This is a genomic window from Microbacterium sp. NPDC003461 (genome assembly GCF_053588335.1).
Map to the genome: position 1 here is coordinate 1 of NZ_JBSFPT010000039.1, position 21,139 is coordinate 21,139.

19 protein-coding genes and 1 pseudogene are annotated in these 21,139 nt (G+C 74.1%); 9 read left to right on the top strand and 11 right to left on the bottom strand.

The genetic code is table 11. The features are described from left to right. Window positions 1-96: pseudogene (gene rph / locus ACWDR7_RS11985) on the bottom strand (ribonuclease PH); the annotation flags it as partial. 37 nt (window positions 97-133) lie between these two features. Between rph and ACWDR7_RS11990 the strand changes: the two are divergent. Continuing rightward, the gene (locus ACWDR7_RS11990; protein WP_449855124.1) at window positions 134-2,260 is read left to right on the top strand and encodes a glycosyltransferase; all 2,127 of its coding nucleotides are present in this window, start codon (window positions 134-136) and stop codon (window positions 2,258-2,260) included. Then, window positions 2,257-3,771 (top strand): DUF5719 family protein, encoded by a 1,515-nt coding sequence (locus ACWDR7_RS11995; RefSeq protein WP_449855125.1) that lies wholly within the window; start codon window positions 2,257-2,259, stop codon window positions 3,769-3,771. The genes ACWDR7_RS11990 and ACWDR7_RS11995 overlap by 4 nt, the downstream gene beginning before the upstream one ends. Here the strand turns inward: ACWDR7_RS11995 and ACWDR7_RS12000 are convergent. Next, a complete protein-coding gene (locus ACWDR7_RS12000) occupies window positions 3,768-4,205 on the bottom strand; it encodes a metallopeptidase family protein (RefSeq protein ID WP_449855126.1) in 438 nt (145 codons plus the stop codon). The two genes, ACWDR7_RS11995 and ACWDR7_RS12000, sit on opposite strands and share 4 nt — an antisense overlap. 63 nt (window positions 4,206-4,268) lie before the next feature. On the opposite strand from ACWDR7_RS12000, the gene ACWDR7_RS12005 reads away from it, so the two are divergent. After that, complete coding sequence (locus ACWDR7_RS12005) at window positions 4,269-4,469, top strand: DUF3499 family protein (RefSeq protein WP_449855127.1); 201 nt, start codon at window positions 4,269-4,271, stop codon at window positions 4,467-4,469. Window positions 4,470-4,506: 37 nt separating this feature from the next. Here the strand turns inward: ACWDR7_RS12005 and ACWDR7_RS12010 are convergent, their stop codons facing one another. After that, window positions 4,507-5,325, bottom strand: a complete 819-nt coding sequence (locus tag ACWDR7_RS12010) for an RDD family protein (RefSeq protein ID WP_449855128.1) — start codon at window positions 5,323-5,325, stop codon at window positions 4,507-4,509. 16 nt (window positions 5,326-5,341) lie between these two features. On the opposite strand from ACWDR7_RS12010, the gene ACWDR7_RS12015 reads away from it, so the two are divergent. Next, entirely contained in the window at window positions 5,342-6,337 is a 996-nt protein-coding gene (locus tag ACWDR7_RS12015; RefSeq protein WP_449855129.1) for a stage II sporulation protein M, read from the top strand. A gap of 27 nt (window positions 6,338-6,364) precedes the next feature. On the opposite strand, the gene aqpZ is transcribed toward ACWDR7_RS12015, so the two are convergent. The 8 genes from aqpZ to ACWDR7_RS12055 form a co-directional block, all read right to left on the bottom strand. Beyond that, complete coding sequence (gene aqpZ / locus ACWDR7_RS12020; protein ID WP_449855130.1) at window positions 6,365-7,153, bottom strand: aquaporin Z; 789 nt, start codon at window positions 7,151-7,153, stop codon at window positions 6,365-6,367. A gap of 270 nt (window positions 7,154-7,423) precedes the next feature. Next, complete coding sequence (locus ACWDR7_RS12025) at window positions 7,424-8,926, bottom strand: catalase (RefSeq protein ID WP_449855131.1); 1,503 nt, start codon at window positions 8,924-8,926, stop codon at window positions 7,424-7,426. Beyond that, a complete protein-coding gene (locus ACWDR7_RS12030; RefSeq protein ID WP_449855132.1) occupies window positions 8,919-9,362 on the bottom strand; it encodes a Fur family transcriptional regulator in 444 nt (147 codons plus the stop codon). The genes ACWDR7_RS12025 and ACWDR7_RS12030 overlap by 8 nt, the downstream gene beginning before the upstream one ends. A gap of 57 nt (window positions 9,363-9,419) precedes the next feature. After that, window positions 9,420-10,730: a DUF58 domain-containing protein gene (locus ACWDR7_RS12035; protein ID WP_449855133.1), complete on the bottom strand. Its 1,311-nt coding sequence runs from the start codon at window positions 10,728-10,730 to the stop codon at window positions 9,420-9,422. A 3-nt stretch (window positions 10,731-10,733) separates the two neighbouring features. Continuing rightward, the gene (locus ACWDR7_RS12040) at window positions 10,734-11,819 is read right to left on the bottom strand and encodes an AAA family ATPase (protein WP_449855134.1); all 1,086 of its coding nucleotides are present in this window, start codon (window positions 11,817-11,819) and stop codon (window positions 10,734-10,736) included. Continuing rightward, window positions 11,816-12,973 (bottom strand): DUF4350 domain-containing protein, encoded by a 1,158-nt coding sequence (locus ACWDR7_RS12045; RefSeq protein ID WP_449855135.1) that lies wholly within the window; start codon window positions 12,971-12,973, stop codon window positions 11,816-11,818. The genes ACWDR7_RS12040 and ACWDR7_RS12045 overlap by 4 nt, the downstream gene beginning before the upstream one ends. Further along, a complete protein-coding gene (locus ACWDR7_RS12050) occupies window positions 12,970-13,638 on the bottom strand; it encodes a DUF4129 domain-containing protein (protein ID WP_449855136.1) in 669 nt (222 codons plus the stop codon). Before ACWDR7_RS12050 ends, ACWDR7_RS12045 begins: the two co-directional genes overlap by 4 nt. After that, on the bottom strand, window positions 13,635-15,107 hold the full coding sequence (locus tag ACWDR7_RS12055) for a DUF7847 domain-containing protein (protein ID WP_449855137.1): 1,473 nt from the start codon (window positions 15,105-15,107) through the stop codon (window positions 13,635-13,637). Before ACWDR7_RS12055 ends, ACWDR7_RS12050 begins: the two co-directional genes overlap by 4 nt. 98 nt (window positions 15,108-15,205) lie before the next feature. On the opposite strand from ACWDR7_RS12055, the gene mtrA reads away from it, so the two are divergent. The 5 genes from mtrA (at window position 15,206) to hpf (ending at window position 20,924) form a co-directional block, all read left to right on the top strand. Beyond that, entirely contained in the window at window positions 15,206-15,886 is a 681-nt protein-coding gene (gene mtrA / locus ACWDR7_RS12060) for an MtrAB system response regulator MtrA (RefSeq protein WP_449855138.1), read from the top strand. A gap of 25 nt (window positions 15,887-15,911) precedes the next feature. Further along, the gene (gene mtrB, locus ACWDR7_RS12065) at window positions 15,912-17,660 is read left to right on the top strand and encodes an MtrAB system histidine kinase MtrB (RefSeq protein WP_449855139.1); all 1,749 of its coding nucleotides are present in this window, start codon (window positions 15,912-15,914) and stop codon (window positions 17,658-17,660) included. Beyond that, complete coding sequence (locus tag ACWDR7_RS12070; RefSeq protein ID WP_449855140.1) at window positions 17,657-19,387, top strand: LpqB family beta-propeller domain-containing protein; 1,731 nt, start codon at window positions 17,657-17,659, stop codon at window positions 19,385-19,387. The genes mtrB and ACWDR7_RS12070 overlap by 4 nt, the downstream gene beginning before the upstream one ends. Window positions 19,388-19,484: 97 nt before the next feature. Further along, window positions 19,485-20,144, top strand: coding sequence for a ComF family protein (locus tag ACWDR7_RS12075; RefSeq protein ID WP_449855141.1), 660 nt, complete (start codon window positions 19,485-19,487; stop codon window positions 20,142-20,144). A gap of 120 nt (window positions 20,145-20,264) precedes the next feature. After that, on the top strand, window positions 20,265-20,924 hold the full coding sequence (gene hpf, locus ACWDR7_RS12080) for a ribosome hibernation-promoting factor, HPF/YfiA family (protein ID WP_449855142.1): 660 nt from the start codon (window positions 20,265-20,267) through the stop codon (window positions 20,922-20,924). Window positions 20,925-21,139: the final 215 nt, after the last annotated feature.

Consider the following 21,139-nt stretch of genomic DNA (forward strand, 5'->3'; position numbering starts at 1 on the left):
GCCCTCGGCCGTGCCCTGCACCTCGATGAACTTCCCCGTGCCCGTCATGACGATGTTCATGTCGGTCTCGGCGCGCGAGTCCTCGACGTACGGCACCGGCGCCCCGCGCGGCGCGGTGCGGCGCGCGTACGCCGTGCGGACGGCGCAGCTGCACCGCCGCCTCGCCTACGCGCCGGCGTTCGCCGTGCCCCTGCACTGGCTCTCGCTCCTGCCGCTCGCGCTGTGGCGCACGCTCGTGCTGCTCGTCGCCAAGACGCCCGCGCGCGTGCCTGCCGAGTGGGGCGCCGCGCTCACGGTGCTGGTGCGCCTGGGCGCCCTCGCGCGATCCCGCCGCCGGATCCGCGAGATCCGCCGGGGCGGGTGGGAGCAGATCGCGCCGCTGCGCGCGACCACGGCCCAGCTGCGGGAGCGGTACGACGACGCGGGAGCGGACGGGGCCGCCTACGGCGAACTGGGCTTCTTCTCGGGCGGCGGAGCGTGGACCGTGCTGGGTGCGCTCGTCGTGAGCATCGCGGCGTTCACCTCGCTTCTCACGTGGCCCGGCATCGGCGGCGGCGCGCTGCTGCCGCTGCACGATACGCTCGCCGGGCTGTGGCAGGAGGCCGCGTACGGCATGCGCTCGCTCGGCCTCGACACGGTCTCGCCGGCCGATCCGTTCGCGTCGGTGGTCGCGCTGCTCGGCTCGCTGTGGCCGGTCGCGCCGTCGTACACGCTGCTGCTGCTGTGGCTGCTCGCGCTGCCGCTGGCCGTGCTCGGCGGCTGGTTCGCCGCCACGCGCGTCTCGGACCGCCCGGGCGTGCGCGCGGTCGTGGCGGTGCTGTGGGGCCTCGCGCCGCCGCTGCTCGCGGCGCTCGTCGACGGTCGCCCCGCGGCCGTGATCCTCCACCTCCTGCTGCCGTGGCTGCTCTTCACCGCCGCGGCGGCGCATCGGTCCTGGGCCGCGGCCGGCGGGGCGTCGCTGCTGCTGCTCGGCGTGCTCGCGTGCGCGCCGTCGCTCGCCCCGGCGCTCGTCGTGCTCTGGGCGCTCGCGCTCGTCCTCGCGATCGCCTTCCGCGCGCGCCGCGGGATCGCCAGGGTGGCGTGGATCGTCGTGCCGTCGATCGTGTGGTTCGCCCCGGTGGTCGCCGCCCAGGTCGTGCGCGGCACGCCGTGGGCCGCGTTCGCCGATCCCGGCGCCCCGTGGGCCGGGCCCGCTCAGGCGCCCCGCTGGCAGCTGGCCACCGGGATCCCGTGGGCCGACCCGGGCGGCTGGGCCGCGTTGATGCCGGGGGCGCCGGTGTGGTGGGTGCCGCTGCTCGTGGCGCCCGTCGGGCTGCTCGCCGTCGTCGCGCCCCTCACGGTGCGCTGGCGCGCCGGCACCGCGACCGTCGTGATCGCGCTCCTCGGCATCGCGACCGCCTTCGCGGCCTCGGGCGTGCAGGTGTCGTACGCGGCGGGCGAGCCCGTGCCGCTGTGGACGGGCTCCGCGCTGAGCCTCGCGTGGATCGGCGCGCTCGGCGCCGTGGGCGTCACGCTCGACACCGCCCCCGCCGCGCGGCCGCTGCGGGTCGGCGCCGGCCTGCTGGCCGCGGCCTGCGTGGCCGTGCTGGCGATCCCCGCGCTCACGGCCGTGCACCGCGACGCCGCGAGCGTCTCGAGCGGGCCGTCCTCCACGCTGCCCGCCTACGTGGGCGCGCAGGCGAGCAGCCAGCGCGACATCGGCACCCTCGTGCTCACCCCGCGCGGCGACGGATCGCTCGCCGCGAAGGTCGTGTGGGGCGGGAGCGAGACCCTCGGCGGGCAGTCGACGCTCGAGAGCACCGACGTGCGCGTGGCGGACGACGATCGCCGCCTCGCCGAGCTCGCCGTCGACCTCGTCTCCAGCTCGGACGCGGCGGCCACCGAGGCGCTCGGGGCGGCGGGGCTGCGGTTCGTGCTGCTGGGCGGCGCGGGCGACGACGATGCCCTGCGGGCCGTGCGCCTGGGCGCCATCGCCTCCATCGACCAGCGCGCCGGCTTCGTGCGGGTGGGCGAGACGCCGCGCGGCGTGCTCTGGCGCCTCGACGCGGAGCCCGCCCCGCGCCCGCAGGCGTCGGCCGCCGAGGCGGCGCTGGCCGCATCGACGCTCGCCGCGCAGGCCGCCGCGCTCGTCGTGGCACTGCTGCTCGCGGTGCCCACGCGCGCCACGCGCAGGGCGGCACGGGCGCTGCCCCGCGTCGTCGGCGGGGGCTACGAGGAGGAGCGCGAGACCGCGCGTGCCGGGCGGAGGGAGCCGAAGTGAACGACGAACCGCGCAACCCCCTCGTGCCGGACGCCACGCAGGCGGAGTTCGGCCAGCCGGAGCCGCTCGAGCCCGATCCCATCGAACCCGCGCCGCCCACCGCGCGCGTGGTGGACGAGCCGGCGCCCCCGCGACGGATGCGCCGGGCCTGGGGGCGCGGCGTCGCCGGGTTCGGCGTCTCGGCGGCCGCGGTGCTCGCCGTCGTCGCCGCGACCTTTGCGCCGTGGCCGAGCCTGGGCGGCTCGGCCGCGTCGCTCGAGGTCACGCCCGCGCCGTCCGAGACGGTTCTGGCGTGCGAGGGGCCCGTGCTGGCCCTCGGTCGCGACGTGTCGGCCGCGACGTCCATCGGCGCGGCGCAGCCCGTGTCCGTCACGGCGGGCACCGCCTCGGGCGGGGAGCCGTCGTCCCAGCCGCTCGCCCATCCCGATGTCGCGGGCGAGGACGCTCCGCTCCGGTTCGCGCAGGCGCCCGACGGCCGATCCGTGGAGCGGATCGCGGCGGCCACCTCGGCGGCCGTCGACGAGGAGGACCTCGCGGGATTCGCGGCGTCCGCCTGCCGCGCGCCGCAGCTCGAGTCGTGGGTCGTCGGCGGCGACACGTCGGTGGGTCAGACCGACATCCTGCTGATCTCGAACCCCGGTGCGGCGAGCGCGACCGTGCAGCTCACCGTGTACGGCGCCATGGATCCCGTGGTGCCGCCGGGCTTCGAGGCGGTGCCGATCCCCGCGGGCACGCAGCGCGCGATCCCGCTCGCCGGCATCGCCGGCGGCGAGGCGGCCCCCGTCGTGCGCGTGACCGCCACGGGCGCGCCCGTGCGCGCCGCCCTCCAGTCCAGCCTGGTGCGCACGCTCGACCCCGTCGGGCTGGATCGGCAGGGCTCCGTCACGGCGGACGAGCGGCAGTCGTTCCCCGGGGTCGTCGTGACCGAGGCGGGCGCCGAGGCGGAGGGCGCGTCGACGGCCGTCGTGCGCGTGATGTCGCGGGGCGCCGGATCGGCCGTGATCACGGCGACGGCCGAGGGGCAGGACGAGGCCGCCGTCGAGCCGGTGAGCGTGGCGCTCGAGGCCGACCGGCCGGTCGCCGTCGACCTTGGCGAGCTGCCGGCGGGGCGCTACGAGGTCACGGTGGCGGGCGACGGTCCGCTCGTCTCGGCCGTGTGGCAGGCCACGGGCTTCGGGCGCGACACCGACTTCGCGTGGCAGACGCCCTCGCCCGCGTTCGCCGACGCGACGCTCGTCGCCGTGCCGCCCGGTCCCGGCGCCCGGCTGCATGTGTCGAGCGGCGAGGACGCGACGGTCACCGTCACGGACGCGTCCGGCGGGTCCCGCGAGCTCGCGGTTCCCGGCGGGTCCTCGGCGTCGCTCCCGCTCGACGACGGCGGGGTGTACCTCGTCGATCCCGGCGGCGCGTCGGTCCACGCCGCGGTCGGCTACCTCGGCGAGGCCGCGCTGGCGACGGTCCCGGTGTGGCCGGACCCCGCGTCTCCCGCGCCGGTCACCGTCTATCCCTAGAACCGGAAGCGATCCGGCCCCAGGTCCCACGGGTCGCGGTCGAGATAGTCGCCCGCGGCGCGGAACACGGCGCCCTCCACGATCATGCGACGGTGCAGGTCGTCGTTGCGGTGCAGCCGGCTGAAGCGCTCGATCGGCACGCGGTAGAGGGTGATCCGCCGCGCCTCGCGGTCGATCGTCCACCGCGGCACGCCGTCGTCGGAGGCGCCGGTCGGCATCCAGGCGATGAGGAAGTCGACGTCGCGCAGCTCGGGCCACGTGCCGCGCAGATACTCCACGGTCGAGCCGACCGTGAGGTCGAACCTCTCGGCGCGCGTGTCGATCTGGGGCAGCGGCGGGCGCAGGAGCTGGCTGCGTCCCGCGCGGCCGTGACGCCCGTGACGGGGTGCGCGTCCGCGCGGTACGGGCTTGCGCATCCGACCCCATATCGCCATGCCCCCAGCCTACGCGGCGTGGGTCACGGGGATCGCGCCGATCGCGGCGTACGCTCGAATGCGATGGAAAGACTCTGCTCGAAGGTGGGCTGCGCCCGCGAGGCCGTGACGACGCTGACGTACGACTACGGCGACCAGATGGCCGCGCTGGGCCCGCTGGGCGCGACGCGCGACCCGCACGCGCACGATCTGTGCGCCATCCACACCGAGCGCATGTCGGTGCCGAAGGGCTGGACCGTCATCCGCCACGCGACGCTGGTCTGAGGCGCGTCGCGCCGACGGCAGGGCCGCCGCCGACGGATCAGCGGGTCAGCGACGCGACGCGCTCGGCCTGCAGGGTGAGCGCCCGCAGCTCGCGCTCGCGCCGCACTGCGACCACGGCGTGGATGAGCGTCTCGGCGTCGACCGGCGGGATCGGCGCGACGAAGGGGCTCACCTCGTCGGCGAGCTCCGCCGCGATCCGCGCGCGCGAGACCGGCACCATCTTCGCGGCGCCGGCGGCGAACTGGGTGAGGCGGCGGCCGAGGCGGTCGGGCACGCGCGCGACGTCGGCGATGGCGGCCCAGCCCTCCATGCCGGGCGGCAGCCGGCGCGCGTCGGGCGGCAGCGACGGCGTGCGCGTGCGCTCGGCGTAGGTGCCGGCGACGAGGTCGCCCAGGCGCTGGGCGCGCGGCGTGAAGATGCCGACGATGAGCGCGATCGATCCGAGCGTCATGTACACCTCGAGCACGCCGAGCAGCGCCCGGATGAACGCGTGGCGGAAGCCGATGGCCCCGCCGTCGTTGCGCACGATCCGGCCCCCGACGGCGAGCTTGCCGAGGCTGCGCCCGCGCGTGAGCGTCTCGATCGAGGCGGGCAGGATCACGAAGATCACCACCATCATCGCGATCGGCGCGATCCGCGCGGTCACCTCGTCGACGAGCCCGGCCTGGCCGAGCGCCCCGAGCAGCAGATAGCACGCGAGCAGCAGCAGGAAGGAGGCGACGATGTCGATCGCGGCCCCGGCCGCGCGCAGCAGCAGCCCGATCGGCTGCACGTCGAGCGCGACGGCCTCTCCGGTGAGGACCTCGTCGTGATCCACCTGCGGACGCAGGTGCGGGCGTGCCGATGCGGACGACATGCGTATAGTCAAGCACGTGGACCTCGACGCCCTCACTGCCGCCCGCCGCGAGGAGTGGCGCCGGCTCGATGAACTCTCCCGCACGCGCGGCCTGCGCGGCACCGAGGTGGACGAGTTCGTCGCCCGCTATCAGTCGGCCTCCGCCGATCTCGCCGACATCAAGACGTCGGCCGGTCGCACGCCGCAGGGCGACCACGTCTCCACCATCCTGTCGCGCGCCCGGCTGCGCCTCACGGGTGCCCCCGACAACGTGCTGCGCCAGCTGCCGCGGTTCTTCCTGCTGCAGCTGCCGGCGGCGCTGTACCGCCTGCGCTGGACCGCGCTCGTCGTCACGCTCGCGTTCATCGGGATCGTGGCGCTCACCGGCGCGTGGATCGCCCAGGATCCGCGCCTCGTCGCGACCCTCGGCACGGAATGGCAGCTCGAGCAGTACGCCGAGGAGGACTTCGTCGCGTACTACAGCGAGCACAGCGAGGTCGCCTTCGGCGCGCTCGTGTGGACGAACAACGCCTGGATCGCGGTGCAGTGCGTGCTCTTCGGCATCACCGGCATCTGGCCCGTGTACGTGTTCGTGCAGAACGCCGTGGGGCTCGGCACCTCGGCGGCGATCATGTTCGCGTACGACCGCGGCGCCGACTTCGTGCTCTACATCCTTCCCCACGGCCAGCTGGAGATGACGAGCATCTTCGTCGCGTGCGCCGCGGGCCTGCACATGTTCTGGTCGTGGGTGGCGCCGGGCCGGCGCACCCGCATGGACGCCCTCGCCTCGGAGGGGCGCGCGCTCGCGACCGTCGCGGTCGGGCTCGTGCTCTCGCTCGCCCTGTCGGGCGTCGTGGAGGGCTGGGTCACCCGGCAGGACTGGCCGTGGGCGATCAAGATCGGGATCGGCACGCTCGCGCTGGGGGTGTTCCTCTTCTACATGCTCGTGGTCGGCCGCCGGGCCGCCCGGGCGGGCGAGACGGGCGACCTCACGGAGTACGAGGCGGGCACGCCCCGCCTCGTCGCCGGCTGAGCGCGCCCGATCCCGCGCCCGCGGCCGTCACCGCTCGGCGTCGAACAGGGCCTTGTAGGCGAAGCCCGCGAGCATCGCTCCCACGATCGGGAACACGATGAACACCCACAGCTGCAGGAGTGCGTCGCCGCCGCCGTAGATCGCCGCGGCGATGGATCGCGCGGGGTTCACCGACGTGTTGTCGACGGGGATCGAGATGTAGTGGATGAGCGCCAGCGTGAGGCCGATGACGAGCCCCGCGAGCGGCGTGCCGCGGGTGGGGTGCGTGACGCCGAGGATGACGAGCACGAACAGGGCCGTCAGCACGAGCTCGACGATGATCGCCGCCATCATCCCGAACCCGGCGGGCGAGTTCTCGTCGAAGCCGTTGCTCGCGAACCCGCCCTGCTGCGCCGTGGTGAGCCAGCCGTCCGGCCCGAACAGCCCGATGAGCACGAGCAGCGTCGTGGCGACGACGCCGCCGATCACCTGGGCGATGATGTACCCGATCACGTCGCGCCACGGGAAGCGGCCGGCGGAGGCGAGGCCGAGGGTCACCGCGGGGTTGAAGTGGCCGCCCGAGATGGGGCCGAAGGCGTAGGCGCCGACGACCACCGTGAGGCCGAACGCGAGCGCGACGGCCGCGTACACGGTGCCGGTCGGGCCGCCCTCGAGGAAGAAGTTCGACGCGAACACCGCGGTGCCGACGCCGCCGAGCACGAGCAGCAGCGTGCCGAAGCCCTCGGCGACGAGCTTCGCGACGGTCGTGGGAGCCGGCGGGGGCGTGTGCGCCAGCTCCGTGGGCTCGATCGGCGATTCCGGATTCGGATCGGACATGGGATCTCCTTCGGGGAGGCCGGGACGGCTCTGCTCGCATCGTGTCAGCGGCGAGGCGCCGACGGCAGGAGCCGCGCCGAGAGGAGCGCTGGCGCCCGTCCGCCGCGGGCGGTAGACACGAGGGCATGTGGATCGGCTGGATCGCCTTCCACCTGCTCCTCGGCGACGTGCACTCCCTCAAGCAGCGCGAACCCGCCCCCGTTCCCCGAACCCGCCCCGGATGGGGTGCGGGCTCGAGGAATGAGGGCGGGTTCGGCGGAAGCGGGAGCCTCAGGCCGTGACGGGCTCGGCCTCGTAGCCGATCGGGTCGGCCGAGGCGTCCTGGGCGGCCAGCTTGGCCTTGATGCCGGCGACGATCTTCTCGTCCACCTGGCCCCAGTACCAGAAGAAGCGCTCCTTGACGACGTCGATGGTCAGGCCGGAGTACTGCCCGGCGAGCGTCTCGTGGAAGCGGTCCTTCGCGCCCTCGTCGAAGACGTCGTTGTACAGCGTGCGGGCCTGACCGAAGTCGTCGTCCTCGCTGTGCAGCGAGTACGCGCTGCGCACGAGCTCGCCGTCGGCCTCCCACGACGCCTCGACGGCGCGCTCGGGCTCGGCGTGCGGGGCGCCGAACGAGTTCGGCGCGTACACGGGCGTGCCGGCCGCGTTGAAGTGGTACGCCATGTTGCCCTGGTGCATGTAGTTGAACGCGGGCGCGGCGTGCGGCTGGTTCACCGGCAGCTGGTTGTAGTTCGTGCCGATGCGGTAGCGCTGCGCGTCGGGGTACGAGAACACGCGGGCCATGAGCATCTTGTCGGGCGAGATGCCCGTGCCCGGCACCTGGTTGCCCGGCGAGAACGCGGCCTGCTCGATCTCGGCGAAGAAGTTCTGCGGGTTGCGGTTGAGCGTGAACTCGCCCACCTTGATGAGCGGGTAGTCGGCGTGCGGCCACACCTTGGTCATGTCGAACGGGTTGAAGCGGTAGGTCTTCGCGTCCTCGTAGGGCATGACCTGCACCTTGACCTCCCACGCGGGGAAGTCGCCGCCCTCGATCGCGTTGAAGAGGTCGCGGCGGTAGTAGTCCGCGTCCTCGCCCGCGATGCGCTCGGCGTCGGCGGCCGACATGTGCTCGACGCCCTGCTTCGAGATGAAGTGGTACTGCACCCAGAAGCGCTCGCCCGCGGCGTTCACCCACTGGTAGGTGTGCGAGCCGTAGCCGTTGAGGTGACGCCACGACTTCGACAGACCGCGGTCGCCCATGAGGTAGGTGACCTGGTGGGCCGACTCGGGGGACAGGGTCCAGAAGTCCCACTGCATGTCGGCGTTGCGCAGGCCGGAGGCGCCCGTGCGCTTCTGCGAGTGGATGAAGTCGGGGAACTTCATCGCGTCGCGCAGGAAGAAGACCGGCGTGTTGTTGCCGACGATGTCGAGGTTGCCCTCGGTCGTGTAGAAGCGCAGCGCGAAGCCGCGCACGTCGCGCCACGTGTCGGGCGATCCCTGCTCGCCGGCGACCGACGAGAAGCGCAGCAGCACCTCGGACTCGGCGCCGGGCTGGAACACCGCGGCGCGCGTGTACGCCGAGACGTCCTCCGTGACGGTGAAGGTGCCGAACGCGCCGCCGCCCTTCGCGTGCGGGTTGCGCTCCGGCACGCGCTCGCGGTTGAACGACGCCAGCTTCTCGACGAGGTAGCGGTCGTGCAGCGCGGTGACGCCGTCGGGACCGGTGGTGAGCGAGTACTGGTCGCTCGCGACCGGGGTTCCGGTCTGGGTGGTGGTGTACGAGATGTCAGCCATTGCCGTTCCTTTCGCATTCGGGACAGATGGCACGGAAGGTCACGCTCGCCTCGAGGACGCGCATGCCGTGATCGTGGGAGGGGTGCAGGCAGGGGGCTTCGCCGACGACGCACGGCACGTCCTCGACCTTGCCGCAGACCACGCACTGCAGATGGTGGTGGTTGTCGCTCCGGTCCAGCTCGTACAGCGCGCTGGGCGCGCCGGGCAAGCTCACGCGCTGGGCGATGCGCGCGTCGGTGAGGTCGTTGACGATGCCGTGCACGGTCTGCAGTGCGATGCCGGGGATCCGCTCGCCCACCGCCGCGTGCAGCTCGTCCACCGCGGCGTGCGGGCGCGACGCGAGGGCGTCGAGCACGGCCACGCGCTGCGCGGTGACGCGCAGGCTGGCGGCGCGGAGCGCATCCGCGGCGTCGGGGGGCGTGGCCGTCGGGTTCATCCCCTCGAGTATAGCTGTTTTGAATGATTCGCAAAAAAGAACGATGAGGGATTACGGCTAGAGCCGGCCGGCCTTCTTCAGCGCCAGGTAGCGGTCGGCCACGCGCGGCGGCAGCGACTCGGGGTCGTCGGCGAGGGCCTCGGCGCCCGCGCGCTCGATCGCGGCCGTGACGCGCGCCGCCGACGCGAGCGTCGCCTCGGCCGCGGCGGCGTGGTACAGGGCGTCGACGTCGCCGCGGGAGCGGGCCAGCTCGGCGAGTCCGCCGTCGGTGGCCGTGCCCACGAGCACGACCGTGCCCGCCTTCACGGTGCTCGGCAGCGTGCCCAGGAACCCGCGCGACGCGTCGGGCGACTCCTGGGCGGTGAGGATGACGAAGAGGTTGGGTTTGGCGTGCAGCGCGCGCACCTGCGCGAAGGCGGCGTCCCAGTCGGTGTCGATCAGCTGCGCCTCCACGGGCGCGAGCGCGTCGACCATCGCGGGCAGCAGACCAGGCCCGTCCACGCCGGTGACCCGGGCGCGCACGACGCGGTCGAAGGCCACGAGGTGCACGTGGTCGCCCGCGCGGTTCGCGAGCGCGGCGAGCAGCAGCGCCGCCTCGAACGACGCCTCCAGGCGCGTGCCGTCGTCGACGCGCGTCGCGGCCGTGCGGCCGGTGTCGATGAGGATGACGACGTGGCGGTCGCGCTCCGGGCGCCACGTGCGCAGCATGGTCGTGCCGGCGCGCGCGGTCGCGCGCCAGTCGATCGAGCGCACGTCGTCGCCGCGCACGTACTCGCGCAGCGAGTCGAACTCGGTGCCCTGGCCGCGCACCTGCACGCTCGTGGAGCCGTCGAGCTCGCGCAGCCGCGCGATGCGGCTCGGCAGGTGCCGACGCGCCTTGAAAGGAGGCAGCACGCGGACGGCACCCGGTGCGCTGATCCGCCGCTGCCGGCCGGCCACGCCGAGCGGCCCGCGGGTGCGGACGACGACGAACTCGCTGCGCAGCTCGCCGCGGCGGCGGGGGAGGAGCGGCACGCTCGCGGTGCGCGATTCGCCCGCCGGCACGTCGATCCGGAGGCGCTCGGCCGGCGCGCCGGCGGTGGGCTGCCAGGCGTCGCGCACGAGTCCGCGGATGCGCCGGTTCGACGGGTTGGCGAAGCGGATGCGCGTGGTCGCGGGCTGGCCGAGCGACACGCGCGAGGTCGCGTCGCGCGAGACCCGCAGCACGCGCGCGTCGGGAGCGGCCAGCACGTCGGCGAGCACGAGCGCCGCGCACAGCGTGAGCCAGGCGAGCGCGAGCAGCCACGGTGAGGCCCCCGTCGCGCTCAGCAGCACGACGGGGACGATGCCGAGCGCGACGAGGATCGGCAGGCGGCCGGAGACGTACATGGATCAGATCGGGACGCGCGTCTGCTGCAGCACGGAGTTCAGCACGGCGTCGACCGAGACGCCCTCGATCTCGGCGTCGGGGCGCAGCTGGATGCGGTGGCGCCACACGGGCACGAGCATGGCCTGCACGTGGTCAGGCGTGATGGCGGGGTAGCCGCCCAGCCAGGCCCACGCCTTCGCCGCCGCGAGCAGCGCCGTCGCCGCGCGGGGGCTCGCGCCCACCTGCACCGACGGGCTCTGGCGCGTGGCCCTGGCGAGGTCGACGATGTACGCGAGCACGTCGTCCGTCGCCGTGACGCCGGCCGCGGCGTCCTGCGCGGCGCGGATCTCCTCGGGCGTGACGACGGCGTGGACCTCCTCGAGCAGGCGCGGCGAGAAGCCGTCGGCGTGGCGGCGCAGCACGGCGACCTCGGCGTCGCGCTGCGGCACGTCGATGATCAGCTTGAGGAGGAAGCGGTCCAGCTGCGCCTCCGGCAGCGTGTACGTGCCCTCGTGTTCGATCGGGTTCTGCGTGGCGCAGACGAGGAACGGCTCGGGCAGCGCGCGCGTGACGCCGTCCGACGAGACCTGTCGCTCCTCCATCGCCTCCAGCAGCGCCGACTGCGTCTTCGGGGGCGTGCGGTTGATCTCGTCGGCGAGCAGGATGTTCGTGAACACCGGTCCCTCGCGGAACTCGAACTCGCCCGTCTTCGCGTCGTAGATGAGCGATCCGGAGACGTCGCCCGGCATGAGGTCGGGCGTGAACTGCACGCGCTTGGTGTCGAGGCCGAGCGCGCGGCTGAAGGTGCGAACCATGAGCGTCTTGGCGACTCCGGGCACGCCCTCGAGCAGCACGTGGCCGCGGGCGAGCAGCGCGATGAGCAGGCCCGTGACGGCGCCCTCCTGGCCGACGACCGCCTTGCCGACCTCGTCGCGCACGCGTGCGACCGCCTGGCGCAGGTCGGAACCGCCCGATCCGCCCGGCGCGGCCGATCCGCTCGTCGCCGGGGGAGTGGCCGGCAGCGGGGGCACGGGGCCGGCCGGCTGCGGCGGGATCACCGTGGCGCGCTCGGGCCCGGGGCCGGAGGCGGGAGGGTATGCGTCGGTCATGGGTGGTTCCTCTCGGAATCGATGGCCGTTTCCAGGTCTCGCAGGCGCTCGCCGAAGGCGACGAGTTCCGCGTCGGTCGCGGGCTGGGTGTGCAGGATCTCGGACACGTGCGCCGGCGGGGTGCCGAGCCGCGCCGCCACCGCGGCGGCGACGTCGTCGACGGGCGCGCGGCGGTTCAGGCCGACGCGCCGCGCCATGCGTGCGGCCGCGCCGCGGCGCAGCAGGTCGGCGGCGTGCCGGGGATCGCGCGCGTGCTGGTAGAGCCGGGCGCGGCCCTCCAGCGTCTCGCTGCCGCGCACCGTGACGGGCAGATCCTCGGCCACGAGCGGGCCGAACCGCCTGCCCTGCCAGACCGCCGCCGCGATCGCGGTCGCACCGAGCAGGATGATGACGGGCGTCACCCACGGCGGCGTGAGCGAGCCGAGCGTGTCGGGTGCGTTGCCCGGCGCGATGTCGGCCTCGCTCGGGAGGTACCAGACGACGTCCTCGTGCGCGCCGAGCAGGTTCAGGGCGAGGGCCGCGTTGCCGCCGTCGGCGAGATGCTCGTTCGCGAAGACGGTGCCCGCGTCGAGCACGACGAGCTCGGTGCCGTCGAGGTCGGAGGCGAGGAGCCCGTAGCCGCCGGCGGTGCCCGGATAGCACGCGATGTCCGCGTCGCCGCGCGGGTAGAGGCGCCCGGGGGCGATCGCGCCGGCGCGCTCGGCCTCCGGCAGCTCGCAGGCCGGAGGGATCGGCTCGAGCGCGTTCCCGGCGAACTCGAACTCGCCGAAGAAGATCTCGAGGTCGCGCGCGGACGGCTCGATGAGCACCGTCCGCGCGGCGCGCCCGGCGATGTCCCGCAGCGCCCCGTCCTCGAGGTACCAGCTGGGCCCGATCACGAGTGTCTCGCCGCCGGTGAGGGCGCTCTCCGCGGCGGCGCGGGACTGGACGAGCTCGACCGCGACGCCCTGCTCCTCGAGGATCCGAGCGAGGGCGAGCGTGCCGGTGGGGGCCGCGCTCTCGGGGTCGTGCGCGCCCTTGGGGCGCCACTCCGGTCCGGTCACGAACGCGAGCGCGGTGCCGATCACCACGATCGCCGCGACGAGCGCCACCCACCCCCACACGCGGCGGCGGCGCGACGACGTGGGATCCGCGGGCGCCTCGATCGTCGTCATGCGCGCACCGGCTCCGAGTCCAGCGGATCGGCGAGGCGCGCGGGGCGTGTGCGCGCGATCTCGTCGTCGACGGCCGCGACGCCCTCGTACATCTGCGCGGTGCCCCGGCGGCGCAGGTAGCGCACGTCGTCGAAGGCGACGGCCCCGTCATGCAGCCGCTGTGCCTGCGCGGGGAAGAACGGCGCGGCGTTCGCGGCCAGCGCCTGCGCCGTGGTGCCCGGGAGCGCGTCGAGCACGTCGCGCTCCTCCATGCCGCGCGCGAGCGCCCGGTAGCGCTCGATCACGGCCTGGTCCCAGCGGCCGGCGGCCGCATGCTCGGCGGCGGAGGCGCGCAGCTCGGCCGCGCTGCGGGTCTCGTCCTCGCCGAAGAGCACCGAGGACGAGGCGGCCCGCGCGCGGTGCGCGGAGCGGGGGCGCCCCCAGATGAGCAGCCCGAGCACCACCACGGCCGCGATCACGACGATGACCACCAGGGTCAGCAGGGGGCTCCACTCGGCGCCGACGCCCACGCGCAACAGGTTCGCGAAGAACTCGCCGATCGCCTGGGCAATCCGGTCGATCAGCGTCGGCTCCGCGGCGTCGTACACCCGGTCGGCGAGCTCGCGCTCGGCCCATTCGCGCGCCTCGTCCGGGCCGGGCGTCACGGGGATCTGCAGGGGGCTCACGACGACGCGCGTCCTCCCTGCGGCGGCGCGCCGTCGCCCCACGGCGGCGTGAACGGAGCGTGCTGGTCGGGCGCGGGCGGCGGGGGCTGCTGACCGTACGGGGGCGCGGGGGAGGGCGGCGCCGGGGTCGCGCCCTGCGGCGCGGGCGGGTACACGGGCGGGTGCTGTCCGTACGGCTGCGAGCCGGAGGGCGGCGGGGCGTAAGCGGGCGCCGGGGCATAAGCGGGCGCCGGCTGCCCGTAGGGCGGAACGGGCTGGCCGTACGCGGGCTGCGGCTGGGGCTGACCCGGGTAGCCGCCCGGAGCCGGGTACCCGCCGGGTGCCGCGTAGCCGCCGGGTGCCGCGTAGCCGCCGGGAGCGGGGTAGCCGGGAGCCGGGCCGTACGCCCCGGGCGCGTAAGTCGGGGCGGACGGGCGGGAGGGGGCGACGGCGCGGGGGTCGTACGCGTACGGGTCCTCGATCATCGAATCGCCCGCGTCGCGGCGCTCCACATAACGCTGCATCCGCAGGTCGATCCCCTCCTTGCGCATGCGCAGATCGAGGTACACGAGGGCCGACGCGGTCGCCTGCACGACGACGGCGATGGACTGGATGAGGAAGGTCACGACCTGCGCCAGCACGAGGCTCACGATCGACGCGACGACCGCCGAGGTCGCCTGGTCGCCGGTCGGCGCCAGCGTGGGCACGAGGAGGGATGTCAGCAGCGAGAACGGCATTCCGACGATGGAGGCCGCGGTGATCATGATGAGCGAGATCAGCACCATCACGCCGAACGTCGACCAGAACCTCCCGCGCGTGAGCGCCCAGGAGCGGCCGATCGCCCGGAAGACGCCCGCGCCCTCGAGGACGATGGCGGACGGGGTGACGTACAGCTTCGTCGAGATCCACGCGGCCAGGAACAGCGACGCGAGGAACGCGAGCAGGACGAGCAGGACCGCGACGACGACGCCGCTGTCGCCGAGGGACACGGCGAGGCCCGCGATCGCCGCGATCGCGATGACGATGGCGGCGACGACCGCCAGCATGACGAGCAGCTGGTACCCGAACAGCCGCCAGAAGGCGGGCTTCACGCGGCGCCAGATCATTCCCAGCGTCGCGCGCTCACCCAGGGCCGCGTGCGACACCTCGCCGATCACGACGCCCTGCACGATGACGCCCAGGACGCCCAGGCCGACCGCGACGAGCAGCGACGTGACGACCGTGATGAGGGTGGCGCCGGCGCTGATGGCCGCCCTGTCCGCATAGTCCGCGGTCTCGAGCCGCGAGAACGCCAGGAACGAGACGCCGCCGATGAGGAGGAGGCCGACGAGGGTGGAGACGATCTGCACGACCATGGCGAAGCCCAGCAGCACCTTGGGGTTGCCGCGCAGCGCCGCGAACGACTTGCCCAGGATCGTTCCGAACCCCAGGGGCTGCAGCGGGATCAGACCGCCCCTGGGGGCCGGCGTCCACGTCGATGTCCCGCTCATGTCGCCCTCCCCGTCGACCAGATTCGATGCCCATCGTTCCACACTTCGCGAGGCGGCAGAGGGCTCGAACGCGCGGGGGCTTCGGATACGCTGATCGGGTGACAGCCCGCATCCTCGTGGTCGACGACGACACCGCTCTGGCCGAGATGATCGGCATCGTTCTGCGCACCGAGGGATTCGACACCGCGTTCTGCGCCGACGGCGCCCTGGCGGTCGACGCGTGGCGCGACGAGCGTCCCGATCTGGTGCTGCTCGATCTGATGCTGCCCGGCAAGGACGGGATCGAGATCTGCAGCGAGATCCGCCGCGAGTCGGGCGTGCCGATCATCATGCTCACGGCGCGATCCGACACCTCCGATGTCGTCAACGGCCTGGAGGCCGGCGCCGACGACTACATCGTCAAGCCGTTCAACCCCAAGGAGCTCGTCGCGCGGATCCGCACCCGCCTGCGCCCCGTCGCCCAGGCGGCCAGCGAGAACCTCCGCGTCGGCGACCTCACGATCGACGTGGCGGCGCACGAGGTGCGGCGCGGCGACGAGCTCATCTCGCTCACGCCGCTCGAGTTCGAGCTGCTCGTCGCGCTCGCATCGAAGCCCAACCAGGTGTTCTCGCGCGAGATGCTGCTCGAGCAGGTGTGGGGCTACCACTACAAGGCCGACACGCGGCTGGTGAACGTGCACGTGCAGCGGCTGCGCTCGAAGGTGGAGCTCGACCCGGACGACCCCAAGATCGTGATGACGGTGCGCGGCGTCGGATACCGCGCCGGCGCCGTCGTCTGAGCGGGCGGTCCCAGGTGGCCATCCCATGCCCGTGACCCCCCGCGCCGAGCCGGTCGCGGGGCCGGCGTCCGCGCCTCTCACCGGTCCGGCGGCGACCGCGGCGATCGGCGTCATCAGGGGGCCGCGCGCGTGGGCGTCGCTCGTCGGGCGGATGTGGGGCAGCTCGCTGCGCTTCCGCACGACGCTGGTCGCCGTGGCGGCGACGATGGTCGCGGTGACGATCGCCTGCGTGTGGATGGCGGCGCAGATCCAGGCCGACCTGTTCGAGTCGCGCCGCGACCAGGTGCTGCAGGACGCGAGCCGCGCCATCAGCGCCGCGCAGGATCAGCTGGACTCGTCCGGCCAGGTGGAGCGCGAGCGCTCGGCACTGCAGGGCCTCATGACCCGCGCGCGCCAGACCCTGGTGGAGCAGTCGGGCACCTCGAGCGTGGCGTGGTTCCGGGTGGAGAGCACGCCGTCGCAGGTGGCGCCGCAGAACCAGGGCGCGCGCGATCTGCCCTCCGAGCTGATCTCGGCCGGCCTGCGCGAGCGCGTGGGCGCCTCGCCGGACGGGCAGTGGTGGCAGTCCGTCGAGCTACGCGACGCGGGCGGCCGCGCGGTGCCGGGCCTCGTCGTCGGGCAGCAGCTGAATCTGCCGGGCGTCGGCGCGTACGGCGTGTACTTCGGCTACGACCTGAGCGAGTCGGCCGAGACGCTCCTGTTCGTGCAGCGCACGCTGTGGATCGCGGGCATCGTGCTCGTGCTCATCATGGGCCTGGTCACGTGGCTCGTGCTGCGCTCGGTCGCCGAGCCGATCGTCGAGGTGGCCGACACGAGCCGTCGCCTCGCGGGCGGCGATCTCAAGGTGCGCATCGACGTGCGCGGCGAGGACGAGATCGCCGTGCTCGGGCGCTCGTTCAACCAGATGGCCGACAGCATCGAGCGGCAGATCGGAGAGCTCGCGGAGCTCTCGCTCGTGCAGCAGCGATTCGTCTCCGACGTCTCGCACGAGCTGCGCACGCCGCTGACCACCATCCGGCTCGCGGCCGACATGCTCAACGACCGGCGCGACGCCTTCGACCCCGCCACCGCCAGGGCCGCCGAGCTCCTGCACCAGCAGGTGGCGCGCTTCGAGGAGCTGCTGACCGACCTGCTCGAGATCAGCCGGTACGACGCCGGGTCGGTCGAGCTCGCGCTGGAGGCCCGGTCGCTCGCGCAGCTGACCGAGGAGGTCGTCGAGTCGATGCGGCCGCTCGCGCAGCAGCACGGCACCGAGCTGCGCGTCGTCGCCCCCGGCGGGCATGGGGCCGTCGACATGGATCCGCGTCGCATCCGCCGCATCCTGCGCAACCTCATCGGCAACGCCATCGAGCACGGCGAGGGGCGCCCGATCGTCGTGACGGTCGACAGCGACGAGGACGCGGTGGCCGTGGGGGTGCGCGACTACGGGATGGGCATGTCGCCCGAGGCCAGCCAGCGCGTCTTCGACCGGTTCTGGCGGGCCGACCCGTCGCGGCGGCGGACGATCGGCGGCACGGGGCTGGGGCTGTCGATCGCGCTGGGCGACGCGAAGCTGCACGGCGGCATGCTCGAGGTGTGGTCGGCCGTCGGTCGCGGCACGAACTTCGTGCTCACGCTGCCCCGCACCCCGGGTGCGGAGCTGCTCTCGTCGCCCGTGCCGGTCGAGCCGCGCGACCAGGAGGCCACGCCGGAGCAGATCGTGGCGAGCGCGCGCCAGGCGGGGCCGCTCCACGGCACCGACGGCGCGGGCGACGACGGGGAGGACGCGCGATGAGGCGCAGGGGACGGATCGCGGCCGCGCTGCTCGCGCTCGCCGTGGCGCTGGCCGGGTGCTCGGGGCTGCCCACGAGCGGTCCGGTGAACCCCGGTCTCTCGGCCGACGAGGTCCCCGAGCACGACTTCCTCTATTACCCGGAGGGGCCGGCGCCGGCGGCCACCCCCGAGCAGATCGTGCAGGGCTTCGTGGAGGCGGCCACGAGCCCCGCGGGCGACTGGGCGACGGCGCGGGAGTTCCTCACCCCGGACTTCGCGGCCGAATGGGAGCCGGGATCGCACGTCGCGATCGACGCGACGAGTGCCCGCGAGTACGACGCGAGCGCGCTGGAGGCGGACGGGATCGTGTCGCTGCAGATCTCCCAGGTCGCCGCTGTCGACGCGCGCGGCGTGTACCGCACGGCCACGGAGCCGGAGCAGGAGCTGCGGTACGAGCTCGTGCAGCGCGACGACGGCGAGTGGCGGATCGCGCAGGCGCCGGCGGGGATCGTGCTCGACCGCGACTACTTCCCGAACGTCTACAGCGACTTCAGCCTCACGTTCTACGACCCGGCCCAGCGGTACCTCGTCCCCGACGTGCGCTGGTTCCCCGAGGCCTCGACGGGACCCACCCGGCTCGTCGCCGAGCTGCTGCGCGGCCCCAGCGCCGCGCTCGAGGGCGCCGTGACGACGGCCTTCCCGTCGGGCGCGCAGCTGCCGGATGCCACCGTGATCGCGCTCGACGACTCGGGCGTCGCCGACATCGCGCTGCGCGGCATCGCCGCCGACGTCGACGGATCCATCGTCTCGCGTATGCGGGCGCAGGCGACCGCGACGCTTTCGAGCCTCGGCGCCCAGGGCGTGCGGCTGAGGGTGGGCGGCATCGAGCTGTCGGCCGAGGAGTACGACCCGCTGCCGACGGGGCCCGATTCGCGCGCCCTCGTGCTCGGGGGAGAGGCATACGACGACGCCTTCGGCTTCCTCGAGAACGGGGAGATCAGGGGCATCGACGGGCTCTCGGAGGCCGTTCGGTCGTCGGCGGCGCCCGCGCCGGAGACGATCAGCGTGGCCCCGGATCGGGAGTCTGCGATCCTGCTCGGGACCAACGGCGCCGTCGTGCGGGTGGGGTCCGACGGCTCCGTGCTGCTGCTCGACGACCGCGAAGACCTGCTGGAGCCCGCGCTCGACCCCGACGGCTACACGTGGACGCTGCCCGACCACGACCCCGACCAGCTCACCGCGATCGGTCCCGACGGCACCGCGGTGCTGCAGACGGCGATCCCGCAGAGCGAGGAACTGGCGATCGCCACGGTCGAGTCGATCGCGGTGTCGCGCGATGGCACGCGCCTCGCGGCGCTCGTGACCGAGCCCGGAGGGGCGGCATGGGCGGTGGTGGCGCCCGTGGCGCGCGACGGCGACGGCGTGCCGACCGGCGTCGGCACCGCGACGGTGCTCGCGGCCCTCGACGGCCCCGGCATCGACGTGGAGTGGCTCGACGACTCGAGCATCGGCGTGGTGGCGCGCGACGGCACCGAGATCGAGATCCTCGAGCAGCGGATCGGCGGCCCCGGCACCCGCATGTCTGCCCCCGCCGACGCCATCGGGATCGCCGCGGGCACCCAGGACTCGTCGATGCGGCTGATCGACAGCACCGGCGGGCTGCACGTGCGCCGCGGCTCGGCGTGGGTCAAGGTCGCCGACGGCATCGCGGTGCTGGCGACCGATGTGGGGACGCCGCGGTCCGAGTGACCGCCGCGCTCGCTCACAGCCGCCGCGGGCGCGCGGGTCATCCACGATCCCCCCGGAACGGGGCCGTCGCCGCCGCGCGGTCGGGCACGCTGGCGGCATGCCGCTCCCACCCGCCGTCCGATCCGCGCTCGACGAGGCCGCCGCCCTCGTGATCCCGGTGTGGTGCGCGGGGTGCGAGGCGCCCGGCGTCGCGCTGTGCGGTGCGTGCCGCGTCGAGCTGTCGCCGGCGGTCGCCCGCACGGTGCTGGCCGACGGCACCCCGGTGCACGCCGCGCTCGTCTACGAGGGGGCGGTGGCGCGGGTGATCGGAGCGCTCAAGGAGCGCGGCCGCACGGGGCTGGCCACGACGCTCGCGCCGGCGATGCGGGCCGCGCTGGTCGCGGCGGCGCCGGCCGCCGGTCCGGTCGTCGCCGTCCCCGCGCCGACCTCGCGCGCCGCCTTCCGGCGGCGCGGCTACCGCGTGCCCGAGCTGCTCGCGCGGCGCGTGGGCGTGCCGGTCGTCCGCGCCCTGGTATGGTCGCGCCGCGTGGCCGACCAGCGCGAGCTCGGCCGCGACGATCGGCTCCGCAACGTGGCCGGTGCGATGCGGGCGCGGGTGCGCGCGCTGGGCGGCGCACCGGTCGTGCTCGTCGACGACGTCGTCACGACGGGCGCGACACTCATGGAGGCGCGGAGGGCACTCAATGCGGCGGGCATCCCCGTGGCGGGTGCCGCGGTGCTCGCCGCGGCACAGCGGGGGAGCCGCGCATCCATATGAAACGCGCCGGATCTGGGTGGTGACATCGCGCCGGGCCGGGGCTACCGTGGGGGCACCAGACGACGGGAAGTCGTTCGAGAGGGGCTCGGCCCAGGGGCCGGGCCGGACAGGGAGGCTCAGATGGACATCAACATCTCGGGAGTCGGCGTGAGCATCAGCGACCGCTTCCGGACGGTGGTCGAGGAGAAGTCCGAGCGCATCGCGAACATCGCCCCGAGGGCGCTGACCCTCGACGTCAAGATCACCCACGACGTGCACCGCAGCCGGGTCGAGGAGGAGAAGGTCGAGCTCACCCTCACGGGCAAGACAGCCACGGCCAGGGCGGAGGCGCGCGACGGCGACAAGTTCGTCGCCCTCGACCAGGCGCTCGACAAGCTCGTCGAGCAGGTGCGCCGCGCCAAGGACAAGAGGGTCACGGGCCGCGCCCGCCCGAAGGGCGCGCACTTCGAGAAGAACTCGGGATCCCTCGCGGGGCTCGACGTCGAGCCCGTGCCCGCCGACGTGCTGCACGCCGTCACGACGGGCGAGATCCCCGTCGTCGAGGAGGAGAGCGAGCAGGACTACTCGCCGGTGGTCATCCGCACGAAGCACTTCGAGGCCGAGTGGATGACGGTCGAGGAGGCCGTGGACCGCATGGAGCTGGTCGGCCACGACTTCTTCCTGTTCATCGACGCGCGCACCGATCACCCCAGCGTCGTCTACCGCCGCCGCGGCTGGGACTACGGCGTCATCTCCCTCACGACGCAGGCGCCGCCGGAGGAGCAGCGCCTCGCGTCCTGACCCGACGCATCCAGGCCCGGGGCCCCGGACGCTAGCGCTGACTGACCCAGTCACCCGTCCGGGGCTCCGCCCCGTCGCCCGAGTCACGGTGGTCGCTTCATCTCCGGCCGCTGGCGCGGCCTCCGTTCAGCAACCGATGGGTGGGACCCGCGGTTCCCCCTCGGTTGCTGAACGGAGCGGCCGGTGGCCGCGGAGATGAAGCGACCACCGCAAGC